The 2,983-nt window shown below is 57.0% G+C and carries 6 protein-coding genes; all 6 read left to right on the top strand.

From position 1 onward, the window contains the following. Positions 1-179: phosphoribosyl-AMP cyclohydrolase (locus M0974_RS28705; protein ID WP_297845068.1), on the top strand; the 179-nt coding region annotated here is incomplete at its 5' end. Further along, a complete protein-coding gene (locus tag M0974_RS28700) occupies positions 172-504 on the top strand; it encodes a phosphoribosyl-ATP diphosphatase (protein ID WP_297845066.1) in 333 nt (110 codons plus the stop codon). The genes M0974_RS28705 and M0974_RS28700, both read left to right, overlap by 8 nt. Before the next feature lie 29 nt (positions 505-533). Then, entirely contained in the window at positions 534-815 is a 282-nt protein-coding gene (locus M0974_RS28695) for a twin-arginine translocase TatA/TatE family subunit (RefSeq protein ID WP_297845065.1), read from the top strand. Between the two features lie 10 nt (positions 816-825). Further along, complete coding sequence (gene tatB / locus M0974_RS28690) at positions 826-1,338, top strand: Sec-independent protein translocase protein TatB (protein WP_297845064.1); 513 nt, start codon at positions 826-828, stop codon at positions 1,336-1,338. Beyond that, positions 1,335-2,132, top strand: coding sequence for a twin-arginine translocase subunit TatC (gene tatC / locus M0974_RS28685; protein WP_297845062.1), 798 nt, complete (start codon positions 1,335-1,337; stop codon positions 2,130-2,132). The genes tatB and tatC overlap by 4 nt, the downstream gene beginning before the upstream one ends. Next, positions 2,129-2,836, top strand: a complete 708-nt coding sequence (locus tag M0974_RS28680) for a 16S rRNA (uracil(1498)-N(3))-methyltransferase (protein ID WP_297845060.1) — start codon at positions 2,129-2,131, stop codon at positions 2,834-2,836. The genes tatC and M0974_RS28680 overlap by 4 nt, the downstream gene beginning before the upstream one ends. Positions 2,837-2,983 lie beyond the last annotated feature (147 nt).

The raw sequence follows: 2,983 nt of genomic DNA, 5'->3' as shown, positions 1-2,983 counted from the left end.
GGCTGGACTGCGATGCGGATGTGATTATCTTAATGGTTGAACAGGTCGGTGGAATTGCGTGTCACACGGGTCGGGAAAGCTGTTTTTACCGTGTTTATGATGACGCTGGCTGGAAAGTTGTCGAGCCGGTACTGAAAGACCCGCATTCCATCTATCAGGCAGGACATACACATGAATGACACCCTGACCCGCCTGGCCGAAGTGCTTGAATCGCGCAAAGGCGCCGCTGCCGACAGCTCGTATGTCGCCAGCCTGTATCACAAAGGTTTGAACAAGATTTTGGAAAAGGTCGGTGAAGAATCGGTTGAAACCATCATCGCCGCCAAAGACGCCGCAGTGAGCGGAGACTGCAGCGATGTCATCTACGAAACCGCAGACCTGTGGTTTCACAGCATGGTGATGCTTGCAGCTTTAGGTCAGCATCCTCAGGCAGTGCTGGATGAGCTGGATCGTCGTTTTGGATTGTCCGGGCACGTGGAAAAAGCCGCGCGCTCAGCCGAGTAAACAAGCACCACTAGAAAGAGGAACGCTTCATGGGCATTTTTGACTGGAAACACTGGATCATCATTTTGATCGTCGTCGTGCTGGTATTCGGCACCAAGAAGCTCAAAGGTCTTGGCTCGGATGTGGGCGAAACGATCAAGGGCTTTCGCAAAGCCATGAATGACGAAGAAAAGCCGGCCGAACAACAGCCGCCCGTTCAGCCGACACAACCGATGCAGCCGCCGCAGGCACCTCAGGCGTCTACGTTGCATGAGCCGCACACCATCGACGTGCAAGCGCACAAAGTCGAAGAGCCCCTCCGTAAAGACTAGGTCGTGTTGAATGTTTGGTATCAGCTTCTCTGAACTGCTGCTCGTCGGCCTCGTCGCCCTATTGGTTCTTGGGCCCGAGCGCTTGCCCGGCGCAGCACGTACCGCCGGCCTGTGGGTTGGGCGGCTGAAACGCAGTTTCAATGCGATCAAACAGGAAGTTGAACGCGAAATCGGTGCTGACGAGATTCGTCGGCAGCTGCATAACGAACACATCTTGTCGCTTGAAGAAGAAGCGAAAAAGATCTTCGCGCCGCAACAGCCGCCTTCGACCGAACCCGTTGCTACGGTCCAGCCGCCGGTTGAAAGCCACAGCGTTGCTCCGCCGACCGCATCGGTGGCCAATGCAACGTTAACTGCAGCGCCTCTGGCGACACCTGAAACTGCCGCCGCCATAGCGCCCCATGACGCTCCGAGCAGCACGGCCCCGGTAGCTACAGCTGATACGCCTACCGCACCGCATGTGACCCCGGTTCCGAGCGCGCCTTCCGCCAACGATTCAACTTTGCCACCGCGAGCCCCATGAGCGCAGACATCCCGGAAAACGATCAGCAGATGCCGCTGATCTCGCACCTCACTGAATTGCGTACGCGCCTGTTGCGTTGCGTCTTGGCGATTTTCTTGATCTTTGCCGGGTTGTTCAGCTTCACCCAGAAGATCTACACGCTGGTTTCGGCACCGCTGCGGGCGTATTTACCCGAAGGCGCTACGATGATCGCCACCGACGTGGCCTCGCCGTTCCTGACGCCGTTCAAGCTGACCATGATGTGTTCGCTGTTCCTGGCGATGCCGGTGATCCTGCATCAGATCTGGGGTTTCATCGCACCCGGCCTGTACAAGCACGAAAAGCGTGTCGCGGTGCCGTTGCTGGTATCGAGCATCATCTTGTTCTATTCAGGTATGGCCTTCGCCTATTTCCTGGTGTTCCCGCTGATTTTCCACTTTTTCGCCAGCGTGACACCGGAAGGCGTCTCGATGATGACCGACATCACCAGCTACCTGGACTTTGTCATGACGCTGTTTCTGGCGTTCGGCGTTGCATTCGAGATTCCCGTGGCCGTGGTGCTGCTGGTGTGGATCGGTATCGTCGACGTCAAATACCTGAAAAAGATGCGTCCGTATGTGGTCATTGGCTGCTTTGTGGTCGGAATGATCCTGACCCCGCCGGACATCTTCTCCCAAACGCTGCTCGCAGTGCCCATGTGGCTGTTGTTCGAAATCGGTGTGTTATGCAGCGGCATGATCGTCAAACGCGGCGATCACCCGGATGACCAGCCAGACGAAGACAAACACGACCAGCCGCCAGCGACCCCGCTGTGAATTTACTGCTACTCGAAGACGCCGACTTTATCTCGGCTGATCGGGTCGTGCTGCGCGACCGCCGCCTCAAGCACATGCAGGAGGTGCATCGCGCAGTGGTTGGCGACACGCTGCGTGTAGGGCGAATCGGCGGCCTGCTGGGCTCAGCCGAGCTGCTACGGCTGGAAAACCACGAAGCCGAGCTGCGGATCAGCCTTGATCGCGCGCCCCCCGCCAAACTGCCACTGACGTTGCTCTTGGCACTGCCCCGCCCGAAAATGCTGCGTCGGGTGTTTCAGACCATCGCGACCATGGGTGTGCCCCGGGTTATTTTGCTGAACAGCTATCGGGTCGAAAAAAGCTTCTGGCAGACACCGTTCCTTGAGCCTGCGGCCATTCGCGAACAACTGATTCTCGGTCTGGAACAAGCGCGTGACAGCGTGCTGCCGGAAATTATCATCGAAAAACGCTTCAAACCCTTCGTCGAAGACCGTTTGCCGCAGTTAGTCGAAGGCACGCTGGGCCTGGTCGGCCATCCTGGTGAGTACCCGGCTTGCCCACGCGGCATTGACCAAGCCGTGACCCTGGCCATCGGTCCAGAAGGCGGCTGGATTCCTTACGAAGTTGATTTATTAAACAAAGCCGGACTACAACCCGTGCAACTAGGCGAGCGAATTCTACGGGTCGAAACTGCTGTTACTGCGCTACTATCCCGCCTGTTTTAAACCTGACCATACCGTCGGGAATCTGCGCTATCGTTGCGCCCTACAGTTCCTGAAAGTCCCGCCGATAGACAACCACTTCGATAACAAATGCACCTCAAGGAGCTGTCATGTACCGCTGGTTAGTACGAAACCTGGGAAACGTGAGCG

This window comes from Pseudomonas sp. (assembly GCF_026224925.1).
Lineage (GTDB): Bacteria > Pseudomonadota > Gammaproteobacteria > Pseudomonadales > Pseudomonadaceae > Aquipseudomonas.
This window is presented reverse-complemented; position numbering and strand designations above follow the sequence as displayed.

What these genes read in the sequence shown, in the direction of transcription:
- M0974_RS28700 (WP_297845066.1), top strand. Translation starts at nt 172, where the DNA reads ATGAATGACACCCTGACCCGCCTGGCCGAAGTGCTTGAATCGCGCAAA.
- M0974_RS28695 (WP_297845065.1), top strand. Translation starts at nt 534, where the DNA reads ATGGGCATTTTTGACTGGAAACACTGGATCATCATTTTGATCGTCGTC.
- tatB (WP_297845064.1), top strand. Translation starts at nt 826, where the DNA reads ATGTTTGGTATCAGCTTCTCTGAACTGCTGCTCGTCGGCCTCGTCGCC.
- tatC (WP_297845062.1), top strand. Translation starts at nt 1,335, where the DNA reads ATGAGCGCAGACATCCCGGAAAACGATCAGCAGATGCCGCTGATCTCG.